Origin of the sequence: Pseudomonas sp. IT-P44 (genome assembly GCF_949768225.1) — a bacterium.
GTDB lineage: Bacteria > Pseudomonadota > Gammaproteobacteria > Pseudomonadales > Pseudomonadaceae > Aquipseudomonas > Aquipseudomonas migulae.
In genome coordinates this window covers 122,542-137,969 of record NZ_CATKQM010000101.1, presented here as the reverse complement: position 1 = coordinate 137,969, position 15,428 = coordinate 122,542, and the positions used below count along the sequence as shown (strand labels likewise).

At 60.5% G+C, this 15,428-nt stretch carries 12 protein-coding genes; 9 read left to right on the top strand and 3 right to left on the bottom strand.

The features are described from left to right. Window positions 1-77 precede the first annotated feature (77 nt). From dgcB to ACM6IO_RS29645, 5 genes are all read left to right on the top strand, one after another. On the top strand, window positions 78-2,027 hold the full coding sequence (gene dgcB, locus ACM6IO_RS29665; RefSeq protein ID WP_414912708.1) for a dimethylglycine demethylation protein DgcB: 1,950 nt from the start codon (window positions 78-80) through the stop codon (window positions 2,025-2,027). Further along, window positions 2,027-3,247 carry an electron transfer flavoprotein subunit alpha/FixB family protein gene (locus ACM6IO_RS29660; RefSeq protein WP_008044814.1) on the top strand — a complete coding sequence of 407 codons (1,221 nt, stop codon included), beginning with the start codon at window positions 2,027-2,029 and terminating at the stop codon, window positions 3,245-3,247. The genes dgcB and ACM6IO_RS29660 overlap by 1 nt, the downstream gene beginning before the upstream one ends. Before the next feature lie 15 nt (window positions 3,248-3,262). Next, window positions 3,263-4,033, top strand: a complete 771-nt coding sequence (locus ACM6IO_RS29655; RefSeq protein WP_192416772.1) for an electron transfer flavoprotein subunit beta — start codon at window positions 3,263-3,265, stop codon at window positions 4,031-4,033. Window positions 4,034-4,096: 63 nt separating this feature from the next. Then, a complete protein-coding gene (locus ACM6IO_RS29650) occupies window positions 4,097-4,663 on the top strand; it encodes a GNAT family N-acetyltransferase (RefSeq protein ID WP_414912707.1) in 567 nt (188 codons plus the stop codon). A gap of 76 nt (window positions 4,664-4,739) precedes the next feature. Further along, entirely contained in the window at window positions 4,740-5,903 is a 1,164-nt protein-coding gene (locus ACM6IO_RS29645) for a retropepsin-like aspartic protease (protein ID WP_414912706.1), read from the top strand. Window positions 5,904-6,713: 810 nt separating this feature from the next. Here the strand turns inward: ACM6IO_RS29645 and gbcA are convergent. Next, window positions 6,714-8,009, bottom strand: a complete 1,296-nt coding sequence (gene gbcA, locus ACM6IO_RS29640; protein ID WP_414912705.1) for a glycine-betaine demethylase subunit GbcA — start codon at window positions 8,007-8,009, stop codon at window positions 6,714-6,716. 281 nt (window positions 8,010-8,290) lie between these two features. Here gbcA and gbcB point away from each other — a divergent pair, with 281 nt between their 5' ends. After that, window positions 8,291-9,391 (top strand): glycine-betaine demethylase subunit GbcB, encoded by a 1,101-nt coding sequence (gbcB, locus tag ACM6IO_RS29635; protein ID WP_414912704.1) that lies wholly within the window; start codon window positions 8,291-8,293, stop codon window positions 9,389-9,391. Window positions 9,392-9,512: 121 nt separating this feature from the next. Here the strand turns inward: gbcB and ACM6IO_RS29630 are convergent, their stop codons facing one another. Both ACM6IO_RS29630 and ACM6IO_RS29625 read right to left on the bottom strand, forming a co-directional pair. Continuing rightward, window positions 9,513-10,337, bottom strand: a complete 825-nt coding sequence (locus tag ACM6IO_RS29630; protein ID WP_414912703.1) for an SDR family oxidoreductase — start codon at window positions 10,335-10,337, stop codon at window positions 9,513-9,515. Between the two features lie 380 nt (window positions 10,338-10,717). Continuing rightward, a complete protein-coding gene (locus ACM6IO_RS29625; RefSeq protein ID WP_008035042.1) occupies window positions 10,718-11,758 on the bottom strand; it encodes a low specificity L-threonine aldolase in 1,041 nt (346 codons plus the stop codon). A 133-nt stretch (window positions 11,759-11,891) separates the two neighbouring features. On the opposite strand from ACM6IO_RS29625, the gene ACM6IO_RS29620 reads away from it, so the two are divergent. From ACM6IO_RS29620 to ACM6IO_RS29610, 3 genes are all read left to right on the top strand, one after another. Next, complete coding sequence (locus ACM6IO_RS29620) at window positions 11,892-12,602, top strand: TraX family protein (RefSeq protein ID WP_414912723.1); 711 nt, start codon at window positions 11,892-11,894, stop codon at window positions 12,600-12,602. Window positions 12,603-12,886: 284 nt separating this feature from the next. After that, window positions 12,887-14,140: a serine hydroxymethyltransferase gene (gene glyA / locus ACM6IO_RS29615; protein ID WP_008035038.1), complete on the top strand. Its 1,254-nt coding sequence runs from the start codon at window positions 12,887-12,889 to the stop codon at window positions 14,138-14,140. A gap of 23 nt (window positions 14,141-14,163) precedes the next feature. Then, complete coding sequence (locus ACM6IO_RS29610; RefSeq protein WP_007947735.1) at window positions 14,164-15,414, top strand: sarcosine oxidase subunit beta; 1,251 nt, start codon at window positions 14,164-14,166, stop codon at window positions 15,412-15,414. Window positions 15,415-15,428 lie beyond the last annotated feature (14 nt).

Sequence of the window (15,428 nt, the reverse complement as noted above, 5' to 3'; positions counted from 1 at the left end):
CCTCGCTCCTACAGGAATCGGGCAAGGCATCCAGGTAGTTTGGCCTGCAAGACCCTGCGGTCTTTGGGAGCTCCACCATGTTGAACACCCTTCTTCCAATCCTGTTGTTCGCTGCCCTGGGCCTTGCTGTCCTCGGCGCGTTGCGGCGGGTGGCCATGTGGCGCCGGGGCCGAGCCTCCAAGGTCGACCTGATCGGTGGCCTGTTCGCCATGCCCAAGCGCTACATGGTCGATTTGCACCATGTTGTCGCGCGGGACAAATACATCGCCAACACCCACGTGGCCACGGCCGGTGGTGCGGTGGCGTCCATCGTGCTGGCGATTCTGGTGCACGGTTTCGGCCTGCATAACCGCATCCTCGGTTACGCGCTGTTGTTGATGACAGTGGTGATGTTCGTCGGTGCGATCTTTGTGTACCTACGTCGTCGCAACCCGCCGGCTCGCCTGTCCAAAGGGCCGTGGATGCGCCTGCCGAAAAGCTTGTTGGCGTTCTCGGCGAGCTTCTTCCTGTTGACTCTGCCGGTCGCCGGCATCCTTCCGGATAATTTTGGCGGTTGGGTGGTGGCAGCGATCCTCGGCATCGGCGTGCTGTGGGGCGTCAGCGAGTTGTTCTTCGGCATGACCTGGGGCGGGCCGATGAAGCACGCCTTCGCCGGTGCGCTGCACCTGGCCTGGCACCGTCGCGCCGAACGTTTTGGCGGTGGTCGTTCCACCGGTTTGAAACCGCTCGACCTGAACGATCCAAACGCACCGCTGGGCGTGGAAAAACCCAAGGATTTCACCTGGAACCAACTGCTCGGTTTCGACGCCTGCGTGCAATGCGGTAAATGTGAAGCCGCGTGCCCGGCGTTCGCCGCTGGCCAGCCGCTGAACCCGAAAAAGCTGATTCAGGACATGGTCGTCGGCCTTGCCGGCGGCACCGATGCCAAGTTCGCCGGCAGCCCCTATCCGGGCAAAGCCATCGGCGAACACGCGGGCAACCCGCATCAACCGATCGTCAACGGTCTGGTGGACGCCGAAACCCTGTGGTCCTGCACCACCTGCCGTGCCTGCGTCGAGGAATGTCCGATGATGATCGAGCACGTCGATGCCATCGTCGACATGCGTCGCCATCTGACCCTGGAAAAAGGCGCGACCCCGAACAAGGGCGCCGAAGTCCTGGAAAACCTGATTGCCACCGACAACCCTGGCGGTTTCGCACCGGGTGGCCGGATGAACTGGGCAGCGGATTTGAACCTCAATCTGCTCAGCGAGAAAAAATCCACCGACGTGCTGTTCTGGGTCGGCGACGGCGCCTTCGACATGCGCAACCAGCGCACCTTGCGTGCCTTCGTCAAAGTGCTGAAAGCGGCCAAGGTCGACTTCGCGGTACTCGGTCTCGAAGAACGCGACAGCGGTGACGTAGCCCGACGTCTGGGCGACGAAGCGACGTTCCAGTTGTTGGCCAAGCGCAACATCCAGACCCTGGCCAAGTACAGCTTCAACCGCATCGTCACCTGCGACCCGCACAGCTTCCACGTGCTGAAAAACGAATACGGCGCCTTCGACGGCAACTACCTGGTGCAGCACCACAGCACCTACATGGCCGAAATCATCGATGCCGGCGCGCTCAATCTCGGCCAGCACAAAGGCAGCAGCGTGACCTATCACGACCCGTGCTACCTCGGTCGCTATAACGGCGAATACGAGGCGCCGCGAGAAGTGCTGCGCGCCCTCGGGATTGAAGTGAAAGAGATGCAACGCTCCGGTTTCCGTTCACGCTGCTGCGGCGGCGGTGGCGGCGCGCCGATCACTGACATTCCGGGCAAGCAGCGGATCCCCGACATGCGCATGGAAGACATCCGCGAAACCGGCGCCGAACTGGTGGCCGTGGGTTGTCCACAATGCACCGCGATGCTCGAAGGCGTGGTTGAACCGCGGCCGTTGATCAAGGACATCGCCGAGCTGGTGGCGGACGCACTGCTTGAAGACGCAGCGCCAAGCAAACCGTCCACACCGGCCCAACGTGAACCTGCGGAGGCCCACTGATGAGCGACATTATCCGCCGCGACCCCCGCGCCGAATGGATTGCCCGTAACCGCCTGCACCCGCTGCACGCGGCCATGCAGCCGGCGCAACACAGCTGGATGGGGCCGAACGGCATCATTCGCAAGAACCCGCATGGCATCGGTTTTATCGGTCCCAACGGCATCAAGCGCATTGACCGCAGCGGCGCGCAGCAGGGCGGGGCAACCAAACGCTCGGCCGCTGTTGAAGTGCAATTGCCGCTGCATCAAGTGCCAGCACCTGCGTTTTACATCAGCGTGGTGCCGGACATGGTCGGTGGCCGCTTGAGCAGCCACGACAAGGATTTGCTCGGCCTGGCCCATCAGCTGGCCGGCAAGGACGGCGCGGTGTTGGCCGTGGTCTTCGGCGAACACAAGGAAAACGCGTTTGCCACCGCCGGCGTCGATCGCTTGCTGGTGCTCGAAGGCGACGAATTCAGCGGTTATGCACCGGAGCAACGTGTCCAGGGCCTGCGGGCTGTGGATAACCAGTTCAGCCCGCGTCACTGGCTGCTGCCGGACAGCCGCAGTGGCGGCGGCGAACTCGGTCGGCGCTTTGCCGCTGCCCTGGGCGAACGCCCGGCCACGCGGGTCTGGCAGGTCAAGGATCAGGAATGCATCGGCCGCGCTGGTGCTGGGTTGCAAGACCTTGCGCGTCCGGTCGCACGCTTGATTCTGGCCGCCGCCGAATGCGCCGAGCCGGTCAGCGAAACCCGTCATGAAGCCTTGCCGGTGGAGTTATCCACAACCGTGGCGCGCAGCCTGTCGCGGATCGAAGATCTGGGCGCTGTGGCCGTGGATCCGGCAGCCATTCCGATGGCCGAAGCCGAGTTCATCTTCTCCGGGGGCAACGGCGTCAAGGACTGGGGACTTTTCCACAGGACTGCCGAAGCGCTCGGCGCCACCGAAGGCGCATCCCGTGTGGCGGTGGACGATGGCTTCATGGCCCGTGACCGTCAGGTCGGGGCGTCCGGTACGTGGGTCACCGCGAGGGTCTACGTGGCGGTGGGGATTTCCGGGGCGATCCAGCACCTGCAAGGCATCGGTGCCTGCGACAAGGTGGTGGCGATCAACCTCGACCCGGGTTGCGACATGATCAAACGGGCCGACCTGTCGGTGATCGGCGAGAGCGCCGAGATTCTTCAAGCCTTGATCGATGCGATAGCGGCTTATCGCGACGACGCCAAGCGCGATGCGGCTTAAGGGAAGGAAAGGGTTATGAGCACGAAAATCATCAGCCTGGTGTCCATCGGCGCCCACCCGACCTCCGGCCGGCCACGTCGCGCGGAGCAGGATGCGCGGGCCGTGGAACTGGGTCTGCAACTGGCTGGGGATAACTTGCAAGTGCTGCATGCCGGCGACGTCGCGGAGCCTGCGCTGCGCGCCTATCTGGGCATGGGCCTGGAACAACTACACGTGCTGGAGCAACCATCCGGCGCGGATGCCTTGCCGGCGTTGACCGCCTATTTGCGCGATGCCGGAGCACAAGTCGTGCTGACTGGCAGCCAGGCAGAAACCGGCGAAGGCTCGGGCATGCTGCCGTTCTTGCTGGCGGAAAACCTCGGCTGGCCGCTGGTGGTCGGGCTGGCTCAGGTTGAATCCATCGATGGCAGTTCGGCGCTTGTCCTTCAAGCGTTGCCCCGTGGTCAGCGCCGTCGTTTGAAGGTGCGGCTGCCGTTCCTGGCGACTGTGGATAACGCGGCGCCGAAGCCTCGTCAGAGCGCGTACGGCCCGGCCCGGCGTGGTGTGTTGCAGGCGGATGAAGTCGAAGTGATCGATGATGCGTTGCTGGCCGTATCGACGCTGCAACCGGCCAAACCTCGGCCTAAACGCTTGAAAGTGATCAAGGCCAAAAGCGGCGCGGACCGGATGAAAGCGGCGACAGCCAAAGCCAGTGGCGGCGGCGGGCAGGTGCTCAAAGGCGTCACGGCGCAAGCGGGTGCCGAAGCGATTCTCAAATTGCTGATCGAAGAAGGCGTGGTCCGCTAACCAACACTCAGCACAGATCAAAATGTGGGAGCGAGCAAGCCCGCTCCCACAAGGGGAAAAACAGTGACCGTCAAATTTCGTTCGGCCCTGCGCGCGGATGCGCGGGAAATTGCCCGTTTGTTCCAGATCTCCTCAGAGGGCGCTTCGGATTACATCTGGAGCCAAATCGCCGAACCCGGCCAGGATCTGTTGGACGTCGGCGCCCTGCGTTACGCCCGTGACGACGTGGATTTCTCCTACCAGAACTGCCTCATCGCCGAGGCCGACGGCCACGTCATCGGCATGATGCACAGCTATGTGATGCGCCACGATCCGCTGGCCGAACCCACCACCGACCCGGTGCTGGCGCCGTATGCCGACATGGAAATCCCCGACACGCTGTACATCTCCAGCCTCGCGCTGCATGAAGGCTGGCGCAACCAGGGCCTTGGCAAGCAGTTCCTCGCCCACGCTCACGAACGCGCCAGCCAGTTGGGGCACAAGGGCTTGAGCCTGATCGACTACGCCGTCAACACCGGCGCCCGTCGTTTCTATGAGCGGCATGGTTTCCGCATCGTCGATACCTGCCAGATCACGCCACACCCGATGATTCGGGTGACCGGCGACGCTTACCTCATGCAGTGGCCCTAGTGAGCTACATTTCTTAATGAGCGGCCCGAGGCGGCAGCGCTGATTCATAAAACTCGTTTTCAGGAATGGGTTGCCGATGAACACGGTCAGTCGGCGTGAGACATGTCTGATCTGTGGCGTGATGCTGGTTGTGATGGCTGCGGCCGCTGGAACCCGCCAGGGCGATCCGGATTTCTATCAATGGATCGACTCTGCGCAGGGGCGGCACGCCTCCCTGGCACAGATGAAGCAATACTGCGATCAGGTGTTGGCGCCTGATAAAAACCTCAATTGTTCAGTCACCGTTCTCGCCCGAATGTTCGAGACCAAGGCTGCCAACCAGCTGCCCGATTACTACCTGGCAATCAAGCGGCGCCATGCTCAAGCCATCGCCAATGACCCTGAACTCCAACAGTTGTTCTCCATGTTCGGCCGTGAATCGATCGCGACCTTGCGGCAGGTCGCCGATTTCTCGCTGACAAGATCACCGCGACGCGAAGTGCTGCCGATTCATCCTTCCCCAGACGATGGCCACGAGACGAATGAGGTGCTGCCGTACCTCGATGTCAAAGCCGCCAACGGTGTTTCGGCGCGGTTCATTCTTGACACGGGCGCCCCGCAAACCCGGGTCAACAGCGAAACCGCGAAGCAGATGGGCATCAAGCTGCTGACCGACTCTGATTACGGCTACAGCACTTTCTACGGCGAGCGGGACCTGGCGGCCAAACTCGGAATCCTTGAGTCCCTGAAGATCGGTGCAAGCGAGTTCAGGAACGTCCTGGTGTTTGTCAGTGACCGGGATAACTTATTGGGGCTCGACCTGATCGGTAAGCTGGGACGATTGAACATTACGAAAAAGACGCTGGAGATCAACGCTGCGGCGCCCACACGATGTGATTCGCCGGTCACCTTCGTGCGTATCGACATCAATCAACGATTGACCCTTGCTGCGCGGCTGGATCGGCGTGCGACCGTGGCAATTATCGACACCGGCAATGTGGATTACCTGACATCCGCCTCGCCCGGCGCTTCACCTGTTCATGTCATCGATAAGCCGCACCACCAAATCTTCAAGGGCGAGTTGAGTTTGTCCGGGCGTACCCGTCTGATCGCCTACAAGTACTACCCGGACTTTACGATCCCGCCGTCGATGCTGCGTGGGCAGTACGTGCCGTCGATTTTGCTCGGATGGCGTGCATTCAATGATTACGAGTTGAATCTGGATATTGCTTCGGGCTTGTCCTGTTTCAACAGGGTTTGATCACGGTTACCCACAATCCCTGTTAGCGCTTCTGTGGATAACGTGTTCGCCCATCGCTACACGCCATACAAATCAAGCCCTGCAAGCCTTCGTACAAAAAACAACCAGCCTAAGTTGCGGTTTTTTCGGGCTTTTTCCAGAGGATAAGTCTGTTCGTTCGCCAATACTTGCCCCCAATCTCTGTTGGCGCTTCTGTGGATAAGATGTTCGCTGTCCGCTACAGACCATATAAACCGGGCCTGTTAGCTGCATGATTAAAAAATGATCAATTTGCCAGTTTGGAGGGGCGAACCTCGCGTAAACCCTGATTTATCGCGGCTTTCGGCGGTTTTCCACAGAGAGGGCGAAGTTGCCCCCAAAGTCTGTTGGCGCTTCTGTGGATAAGGTGTTCGCCATCCGCTACAGGCCACGTGCTGCGTGGCTTTCAGGTGTTAGGTTAAAAAACAACCAATCGCTGTTCAAAACCCTGCTTCTGGATAAGTCACGGATTTTCTTCGGTTTCTGTGGAGAAAGTTAGGGGGCATCGCACACTTGTCCCCATTAGCTGTGGGTGGAGGTGTGGATAACTTGTTTGCGGAAGGCTGGAAGCCACGAACGGCATAGCGCTGAACGGAATAGATCATATTTCGTACAGTTCTATGGAGGGGAGGGTATGGGAGAAAGAAAGGCGGTGACCATTAGGACGCCTTCGCGAGCAAGCCCACTCCCACATTGGATCTGCGTAGTGCACAAGTCTTGTGGACAACACGGTCAAGTGTGGGAGCGGGCTTGCTCCGGGCGGCGTTCCGACGAAGCTTTTGCTTTTGATCTTTAACCCTGAACCGGAACCCCTTTGAGGTAAGGCGCAGGCTCAGCACCAAGGTTGTTCAGCAGACGCTCGCTGTACCAATCCACAAAGTTCACCACACCAAACTCATAGGTCTTGGAGTAAGGCCCAGGCTGGTACGCCGAAGAGTTGATGCCGCGCTGGTTTTCTTCAGCCAGGCGACGGTCCTGGTCGTTGGTGGCATCCCAGACCTGGCGCATGCGCTCCACGTCGTAGTCGACGCCTTCGACGGCATCCTTGTGCACGATCCACTTGGTGGTGACCATGGTTTCCTGCGCGCTGATCGGCCATACCGTGAAGACGATGATGTGGTCGCCCATGCAGTGGTTCCACGAGTGCGGCAGGTGCAGGATTCGCATCGAGCCCAGGTCCGGGTTCTTGATGCGGCCCATGAGTTTGGCGCAACCCTGTTTGCCGTCCATGGTCATCGACACGGTGCCTTTGAGCAGCGGCATGCGCACGATGCGGTTACGCAGGCCGAAGCTGGCGTGGGCGTAAGGAATCTTCTCGGCTTCCCAGGCAGCGGCGGAAGCGGCGACGTGGTCCTTGAACGCCTGGTCGGCGCGCGGGTCGGTAACGTCGTCCCATTCCAGCAGGGTTTTCAGCAGTTCCGGGTGCGACGCGTTGCAGTGGTAGCACTCGCGGTTGTTTTCCAGCACCAGCTTCCAGTTGGCCTTTTCCATCAAGGTGGTGGTAATCGCCACCTTGGTGTTCTCCATGTCGTACGGTTCCATGTAATGGTTCAGCGTCGACAGGAAGTCATCGATGGCCGGCGGATTCTCCGACAGGCTGATGAAGATATAACCGCCGGCGGTTTTCACGTTCACCGGTTTGAGGCCGTACTGCTTCATGTCGAAATCGGCGCCCATCTCGGTGCCGGCGAACAGCAGGCGGCCGTCCAGCTCGTAAGTCCACTGGTGGTAGTGGCAGACCAGCTTGGCAACCTTGCCTTTTTCACTGGTGCACAGCCGCGAACCGCGGTGACGGCAGACGTTGTGGAAGGCGTGAACCACGCCTTCGGCGCCGCGAATCACGATGATCGGGTTCTTGCCGACTTGCAGGGTCAGGTAGTTGCCCTTGGTCGGGATCTCGCAGGTCATGCCGGCGATCAACCACTCTTTCTGGAAGATCTCCTGCATGTCGATATCAAACAGCCGCTCGTCAGAGTAAAACGGCTGCGGCAGCGAGAAGGTGCGCTCGCGCTCTTGCAGCATCTGCGCGGTGGCCTTGCGTGCGGGTTCCAGCGGATCGCCCAGGCTGATTTTTGCGGTGACGTCCATCGTGTATATCCTCAAGGCCATCTGCGTGGCCGCGAAAGTGGCTGATCAGGGTTGCTACGCAAGGTGTAAAGGTTATGTCTTGGTATGGGGCGAGTGTGGGGCCGGCGTTGCCCGGAACCTTATCCATGGGCGACATGGCCCAATCTGTTCCCGACGCGTAACCCCCGGCAGTTGGGGGCTGGTCGCGATAAGTATGTGAATGTCGCAGATAGGTAAATGGGTGGTCTGCGCTATACGCAGAATCGTCAACATAAGGCCGACCATCGGCGGTGGAGAACAGCATGTCCAACAGCTTCCTGAATCCGGTAACCACCCAGACCTGGGCCAATGGCCGACACATCGTCCGTTGCGTCAAAGTCATCCAGGAAACCTGGGATGTGCGCACCTTCTGCTTTATGGCCGACCAGCCGATCATGTTCTTCTTCAAGCCGGGGCAATTCGTCACCCTGGAGCTGGAAATCGAAGGCGTGCCTATCATGCGCTCCTACACCATTTCCAGCTCGCCGTCGGTGCCGTACAGCTTTTCGGTCACGATCAAGCGCGTGCCAGGTGGCAAGGTTTCCAACTGGCTGCACGACACCCTGCATGAAGGCCAGGAACTGGCGGTCCACGGCCCGGTCGGGCTGTTCAACGCCATGGATTTTCCCGCGCCCAAGGTCCTGTACCTCAGTGGCGGCGTCGGTATCACGCCTTGCATGTCCATGGCCCGCTGGTTCTACGACACCAACGGCAACGTCGACATGGTGTTTATCCACAGCGCCCGCTCCCCGAAAGACATCATTTACCACCGTGAGCTGGAACACATGGCATCGCGGATCGATAACTTCAGCCTGCACCTGATCTGCGAGAAGCACGGTCTGGGTGAGCCATGGGCCGGTTATCGCGGTTACCTGAACCACAAGATGCTCGAGCTGATGACGCCGGACTTCATGGAGCGCGAAGTGTTCTGCTGCGGCCCGACGCCGTATATGAACGCGGTCAAGCGCATGCTCGAGGCCGCTGGCTTCGATATGAAGCGCTATCACGAAGAGTCCTTCGGCGCCACGCCACCGGAAGCCCGCGCCGATGCGGTGGAGCAAGCCGAACAAGCGGCGGATGCGCCGGAAGTCGACGTGGCGGATCTGCATCAAGTGGAATTCACGGCTTCCGGCAAGAGCATTCGCGTGGCGCCGGGTGAAACCGTGCATGCGGCGGCGGCCAAGCTCGGTCTGTTGATTCCCAAGGCCTGCGGCATGGGCATCTGCGGTACGTGCAAGGTGATGAAGCTGGGTGGCGAGGTCGAGATGGACCACAACGGCGGGATCACCGAGGAAGACGAAGCCGAAGGGTACATCCTGTCGTGCTGCAGCGTGCCGAAGGGCGACGTGCGCATCGAATTTTAAACCGCACCGCAATACCTAATGTGGGAGCGGGCTTGCTCGCGAAGGCGGTGTGTCAATCGACATTAATGTCGACTGGCTCACCGCCTTCGCGAGCAAGCCCGCTCCCACATTGGTTTGTATTTCAGTCGACGAACAGGTCAGACAGCAGCTTATCGTCGCCGTCCGGCTCGAAACGGTAATGATTGAATTCGGTCACTCCGCGTTCTCGCAAAATCTCCTCATCAATCAACAAACGCCCGGTCAGGCTGCGTCCTGCGCTGCTCAAAATAACGTGGGCGGCATCCGCCATGATTTCCGGCGTGCGCGCGTGCTTGAAGGATTCACGCGAGCCGAGCTGAAACTCTATGGCCGCAGTGGCGATCATGGTCTGCGGCCACAGCGAGTTGACACTGATCCCGTAATTCTTGAATTCCTCGCTCATGCCCAACGTGAGCATGCTCATGCCGTATTTGGTCACGGTGTACGGGCTGTATTGGGCGAACCATTTGGTTGCCAGGTTCAGTGGTGGTGACAAGTTGAGGATATGACCGCTGCTTTTCTTCAGGTAAGGCAGGGCTGCCTGGCTGCACAGTAATACGGCGCGGGTGTTGATCTGGTGCATCAGGTCAAAGCGCTTGAGCTCGATGTGCTGAACCCCGGTCAGCTTGATCGCGCCGGCGTTGTTGACCAGCGCATCGATGCCGCCGAAATGCTCGTTGGCCTGGGCCAGTGCCTCACGCACCGCGACTTCATCACGCACATCCACCTGCAGCGCCAGCGCCTTGCCGCCGGCGGCTTCGACTTCCTTTGCGACGCTGAAAATCGTGCCCGGCAATTTGGCGTGCGGCTCGGCACTTTTGGCTGCAATCACGATGTTGGCCCCATCGCGTGCGGCCCGCAGCGCGATCTCACGACCAATCCCGCGGCTGGCGCCGGTGATGAACAGGGTTTTGCCTTGAAGGGACATGCGTGCGCTCCTGATTATTGTTATCTGAGCGCTTCAATGTAGACCAACATGCGTGGTGCATCTTGCTGGCGAGGGTGGTGTGTCAGGTGCACCGCGTTGCGGCAATCGCCAGCAAGCTGGCTCCTACAGGTTTTTCGTCGTACGCGGAATGGGAGGTGGGGCGGGAATTTGTAGGAGCTGGCTTGCTAGCGATGGCGGTGTGTCGGGTGTACCGCGTTGCGGCGATCGCCAGCAAGCCGGCTCCTACAGGTTTTGTGTCGTACGCGGGATGGGAGGCGGGGCGCGAGTGTGTAGGGGCCGGCTTGCTGGCGATGGCGGTGTGTCAGGCGCACCGCGTCGTGGCAATCGCCAGCAAGCTGGCTCCTACAGGGTTTGTGTTGTTAGCGGGACATCACTTCGCGAATATCCGCTGCCAATTCACGTACGCGTTCTTCCTCGGTGTCCCAGGAGCACATGAAGCGGGCGCCGCCGTTGCCGATGAAGGTGTAGAAGCGCCAGCCCTTGGCGGTCAGTGCGGCGATGGCCGGTTCCGAGAGTTGCAGGAACACGCCGTTGGCCTGCACCGGGAACATCAGTTCCACGCCCTGGATATCGCTGACCAGTTCCGCCAGCAGTTGCGCACAATGGTTGGCGTGACGGGCATATTTGAGCCAGGCGTCGTTTTCCAGAATCCCGACCCACGGCGCCGAGAGGAAGCGCATTTTCGAGGCCAGTTGCCCGGCCTGTTTGCAGCGGTAGTCGAAGTCTTCGGCCAGTTTGTGGTTGAAGAACAGAATCGCCTCACCCACTGCCATGCCGTTTTTCGTGCCGCCGAAGCACAGCACGTCAACACCCGCCTTCCAGGTCAGGTCGGCCGGTGTGCAGCCGAGGAACGCGCAGGCGTTGGAGAAGCGCGCGCCGTCCATGTGCAGGTTCAGGCCGAGTTCTTTGCAAGTGGCGCTGATGGCGCGGATTTCTTCCGGGGTGTAGACGCTGCCGACTTCGGTGGCCTGGGTCAGGGTCACGACGCGCGGTTTCGGGTAGTGAATGTCCTGGCGCTTGAGGGCCACTTCGCGGATCGATTCCGGGGTCAGCTTGCCGTTCTCGGTGCGGGCGACCAGCAGCTTGGAGCCGTTGGAAAAGAATTCCGGCGCGCCGCATTCGTCGGTTTCGACGTGGGCGGTTTCCGAGCAGATCACGCTGTGGTAACTCTGGCACAGCGACGACAGGGCCAGGGAGTTGGCGGCGGTGCCGTTGAAGGCGAAGAACACTTCGCAGTCGGTTTCGAACAGTTTGCGGAAATCATCGGACGCGCGAGCGGTCCATTCATCGTCGCCGTAGGCGCGCTGGTGGCCGTGGTTGGCCTGTTCCATCGCCGCCCAGGCTTCAGGGCAGATACCGGAATAGTTGTCGCTGGCGAATTGTTGGCTCTTATCGGTCATGGCCCTGCTTTCCGTGGTCGGGACGCTTATGGTGAAGCGTCTCGTGGTCAATGATGGTGCGCACTTTACCGAAGATCATCCGGGGAGCACACAGGATGCGTCTGACAGAAAAATACAAAGACGACGGGCGATTATGCACATGACTCAACGGGATGGGGCACTGGATCTGCTCAAGTGGCTGGCGTTGCTGAGCATGGTGCTCGATCACCTGCGATATATCGGTTATTCCCTCGATCTGCTGTATGTGCCCGGACGACTGGCATTTCCGTGGTTCTGTCTGGCAATGGCGGCGAACCTGTCGCGTTCACGACAAGTCACGCATCAATGGCGGTATCTGGGCTGGTTGATTCTGTTTAGTGCTATCAGCGAAATCCCTTACAGGATGTTCATCCCCGATCCCGACACCTTGAACGTGCTGCCTACGCTGGCGCTCGGATTGTTGGTCGCGCGTGGCTGGCAGCAAAAAACGCTGCCATCGCGCCTGCTTGCGGTTGCTGCCTTATTGCTGGCAGCGGTGTTCACGGAATACCTGATGTTCGGCGTTTTTGGTGTGTTGTTGCCACTGGCGATGTTGCTGGTGCTCAAGCGGCCCTGGTATTTCAGCCTGTTGCCGGGGTTGATCTGTCTGGCCGCCAATCAATGGGAGGTGCTGTATTACTCAGCCCGGTTGGGTAACAGTGCGGCGATCCCAGGCATTGCCACTTGTCTGATCGCGCCATGGCTCGGGTTGTTCTTGTTGCGACATGCGCGACGCGTCAATCCTCCACCTATGCGGCGTTGGGCGTATGCCTTGTATCCGCTGCATTTCCTGCTGCTATTACTCGTCCGCCAGGTCGCCACCTGACCCCTGTGGGAGCGGGCTTGCTCGCGAAGGCGGTGTATCAGCAGACATAGATGCCGCCTGACACACCGCCTTCGCGAGCAAGCCCGCTCCCACAGGGGATTCCCGCTGGTTCGGGGGGCGTGTTCGGCATGCCATTCCCCGCCATGTCGTAAACGCACCTTTGCGTGGCGTCCGTAGGCATTTGACCTGTCTGCGCCGGTCATACCATCGCTATCAAAGGGCACTGCCGAAACGCCGTGCCTTACCGAGACGAATGGCGCACAGATGCCGCTGGGAGAGACGCGATGTTCAGCAAGCAAGACCAGATCAAGGGTTACGACGATGCACTGCTGGCGGCGATGAATGCCGAGGAGCAACGCCAGGAAGATCACATCGAGCTGATCGCGTCCGAAAACTACACCAGCAAACGCGTCATGGAAGCGCAGGGCAGCGGCCTGACCAACAAATACGCCGAAGGTTATCCGGGCAAGCGCTACTACGGTGGCTGCGAGCACGTCGACAAGGTTGAAGCACTGGCCATCGAACGCGCCAAGCAACTGTTCGGCGCCGATTACGCCAACGTGCAGCCGCACTCCGGTTCTTCGGCCAACAGCGCCGTTTACCTGGCCCTGCTGCAAGCCGGCGACACCATTCTGGGCATGAGCCTGGCCCACGGCGGTCACTTGACCCACGGCGCCAAGGTTTCGTCCTCGGGCAAGCTGTACAACGCCGTGCAGTACGGCATCGACACCAAGACCGGTCTGATTGACTACGACGAAGTCGAGCGCCTGGCCGTCGAGTGCAAGCCGAAAATGATCGTTGCCGGTTTCTCGGCTTACTCCAAGACCCTCGACTTCCCGCGCTTCCGTCAGATCGCCGACAAGGTCGGTGCGCTGCTGTTCGTCGACATGGCCCACGTTGCCGGTCTGGTCGCTGCCGGCCTGTACCCGAACCCGCTGCCGTACGCCGACGTGGTGACCACCACCACCCACAAGACCCTGCGCGGTCCGCGTGGCGGCCTGATCCTGGCCAAGGCCAACGAAGAAATCGAGAAGAAGCTCAACGCTGCCGTGTTCCCGGGTGCCCAGGGCGGCCCGCTGATGCACGTCATCGCCGGTAAAGCGGTGTGCTTCAAGGAAGCGCTGGAGCCAGGTTTCAAGGCTTACCAGCAACAAGTGATCGATAACGCCCAGGCCATGGCCGGCGTATTTATCAAACGCGGCTACGATGTAGTGTCCGGCGGCACCGATAACCACCTGTTCCTGGTCAGCCTGATTCGTCAGGGCCTCACCGGCAAAGAGGCGGATGCAGCACTCGGTCGCGCCCACATCACTGTGAACAAGAACGCTGTCCCGAACGATCCACAGTCGCCGTTCGTCACTTCCGGCCTGCGCATCGGCACCCCTGCGGTGACCACGCGCGGCTTCAAGGTGACCCAGTGCGTCACGCTGGCCGGCTGGATCTGCGACATCCTCGACAACCTCGGCGACGCCGATGTCGAAGCGAACGTCGCGCAGCAAGTGTCGGCCCTGTGCGCGGACTTCCCGGTTTATCGCTGAGCGCGGTTTTGGAGTAAATGACTATGCAACGCTACTCGGGCTTCGGCCTCTTCAAACACTCCCTCAGCCATCATGAAAACTGGCAGAAAATGTGGCGCACGCCGACCCCTAAAAAGGTCTACGACGTGGTCATCGTCGGCGGTGGCGGGCATGGTCTCGCCACGGCTTACTACCTGGCCAAGGAACACGGCATCACCAACGTGGCCGTGGTCGAAAAAGGCTGGCTGGGCGGCGGTAACACCGCGCGCAACACCACCATCGTTCGCTCCAACTACCTGTGGGACGAGTCGGCGCACCTGTACGAACACGCGATGAAACTGTGGGAAGGCCTGTCCCAGGACCTGAACTACAACGTGATGTTCTCCCAGCGCGGCGTCTACAACCTGTGCCACACCCTGCAGGACATTCGTGATTCCGAGCGTCGGGTCAGCGCCAACCGCCTCAACGGCGTGGACGGCGAACTGCTCGATGCCAAGCAAGTAGCGGACGAGATTCCGTACCTCGACTGCTCCAAGAACACTCGCTACCCGGTGATGGGCGCTACCGTCCAGCGTCGCGGCGGCGTCGCCCGTCACGATGCCGTGGCATGGGGCTTTGCCCGTGCCGCTGACGCACTCGGCGTGGACCTGATCCAGCAGACCGAAGTGATCGGTTTCCGCAAGGAAAACGGCGTGTGCATCGGCGTTGAAACCAACAAGGGCTTCATCGGCGCCAAGCGCGTCGGCGTGGTCACGGCCGGTAACTCCGGGCACATGGCCAAACTGGCCGGTTTCCGTCTGCCGATCGAATCCCATCCGCTGCAAGCGCTGGTGTCCGAGCCGATCAAGCCGATTATCGACAGCGTGATCATGTCCAACGCCGTACACGGTTACATCAGTCAGTCCGACAAGGGCGACCTGGTGATCGGCGCCGGTATCGACGGCTACAACGGCTACGGCCAGCGTGGTTCGTACCCGGTGATCGAGCACACCATCCAGGCCATCGTCGAGATGTTCCCGGTCTTGTCCCGCGTACGCATGAACCGCCAGTGGGGCGGCATCGTCGACACCACGCCGGATGCCTGCCCGATCATCTCGAAAACCCCGGTCCCGAACATGTTCTTCAACTGCGGTTGGGGCACCGGTGGCTTCAAGGCAACACCTGGCTCGGGCAACGTGTTTGCCGCGAGCCTGGCCAAGGGTGAAATGCACCCATTGGCCGCACCTTTCTCCATCGACCGTTTCCACAACGGTGCGTTGATCGATGAACACGGCGCTGCTGCGGTTGCCCACTAACAGGAGAAATCCCC

Coding starts and splice junctions, on each gene's coding strand:
- dgcB (WP_414912708.1), top strand. CDS start 78: ATGTTGAACACCCTTCTTCCAATCCTGTTGTTCGCTGCCCTGGGCCTT.
- ACM6IO_RS29660 (WP_008044814.1), top strand. CDS start 2,027: ATGAGCGACATTATCCGCCGCGACCCCCGCGCCGAATGGATTGCCCGT.
- ACM6IO_RS29655 (WP_192416772.1), top strand. CDS start 3,263: ATGAGCACGAAAATCATCAGCCTGGTGTCCATCGGCGCCCACCCGACC.
- ACM6IO_RS29645 (WP_414912706.1), top strand. CDS start 4,740: ATGAACACGGTCAGTCGGCGTGAGACATGTCTGATCTGTGGCGTGATG.
- gbcA (WP_414912705.1), bottom strand. CDS start 8,009: ATGGACGTCACCGCAAAAATCAGCCTGGGCGATCCGCTGGAACCCGCA.
- gbcB (WP_414912704.1), top strand. CDS start 8,291: ATGTCCAACAGCTTCCTGAATCCGGTAACCACCCAGACCTGGGCCAAT.
- ACM6IO_RS29630 (WP_414912703.1), bottom strand. CDS start 10,337: ATGTCCCTTCAAGGCAAAACCCTGTTCATCACCGGCGCCAGCCGCGGG.
- ACM6IO_RS29625 (WP_008035042.1), bottom strand. CDS start 11,758: ATGACCGATAAGAGCCAACAATTCGCCAGCGACAACTATTCCGGTATC.
- ACM6IO_RS29620 (WP_414912723.1), top strand. CDS start 11,892: ATGCACATGACTCAACGGGATGGGGCACTGGATCTGCTCAAGTGGCTG.
- glyA (WP_008035038.1), top strand. CDS start 12,887: ATGTTCAGCAAGCAAGACCAGATCAAGGGTTACGACGATGCACTGCTG.
- ACM6IO_RS29610 (WP_007947735.1), top strand. CDS start 14,164: ATGCAACGCTACTCGGGCTTCGGCCTCTTCAAACACTCCCTCAGCCAT.